At 76.0% G+C, this 939-nt stretch carries 2 protein-coding genes; both read right to left on the bottom strand.

Annotated elements, in window-relative coordinates; all coding sequences use genetic code 11:
* Positions 1-482 (bottom strand): ribosome hibernation-promoting factor, HPF/YfiA family (gene hpf, locus WCS02_RS20640; protein WP_340296189.1); only part of this gene is annotated, 482 nt, incomplete at its 3' end.
* 172 nt (positions 483-654) lie between these two features.
* Positions 655-939, bottom strand: a 285-nt coding sequence (locus WCS02_RS20645; RefSeq protein ID WP_340296190.1) for a phosphoribosyltransferase family protein, incomplete at its 5' end; no start/stop codon positions are given.

The raw sequence follows: 939 nt of genomic DNA on the forward strand, positions 1-939 counted from the left end.
TCCGCCGCGGGGGGCTGCCCGGCGTCCGCCGGGGTCCCGTCCGCAGCGGCGGCGGGCGCGGCGGCCGCCCCGTCGGCCCCCGGGGGCACGAGCACCGTCTCGGCGCGCGGGGAGTCCAGGTCCATCCCCTCCCAGCGCGCGCTCGCGTGCGTCAGCGACTCGGGGGCGTGCCGGCCGTGGTGCACCTTGCGCCGGTCACGGGCCCGCCTCAACCGCTCGTACAGCTTGTCCAGCGCCAGGTCGAGGGCGGCGTAGGGGTCGCTGGAGCACGCCTCGCTCCTGACCACGGGGCCTCGGCTGTGCACGGTGAGCTCGATGCGGTGCGAGAGGTTGGTCTGGCGAGGGTTCTTCTCCTCGCCGACCACCGCGTCCACGCGGTAGCAGCCGTTGCACAGCTGGTCGACCTTCTCGACCTTCTCCTCGAGGTGGCGGCGGAACCGGTCGGACACCGAGGTGTGCCGGGCGGTCACGGTGACGTCCATGGAGCCTCCTGAGCTAGAGAACGGGGTGCACGTGCCACGTCTGGGTGCGGTCGGCCGGCGCCGCGTCGGTGCGGTGCCGCTGGGCTCGACCTGGGATGTCCACCTCCTCGCCCGGGAGGGGACGCAGAAGGCCGCGGTCCCCGGGGACCGCGGCCTGCTCCATGACGGAACGTTAGTGGGGATCGACCCAGGGACGAAGCCGGGGCTGCGTGTCGTCCGCGCCGACCGTCGCCACGACCGCCCCGCCGACGACCCGCACGCCTGCCTCGCGCAGCGCGCGGGCGCACTCGGCGAGCGTCGCGCCGGTGGTCAGCACGTCGTCCACGACGAGGACGTCGACCCGCGGCCCGGGTCCGACCATCGCCCGGAGGGCCCCGTCGAGGTTGGCGGCGCGCTCGGCGCGGTCGAGGCCGGCCTGGTCCCGCACCCGGCGGGCCTGCACGAGGCGCGGGGCACC

Source organism: Aquipuribacter hungaricus, from assembly GCF_037860755.1.
GTDB lineage: Bacteria > Actinomycetota > Actinomycetes > Actinomycetales > JBBAYJ01 > Aquipuribacter > Aquipuribacter hungaricus.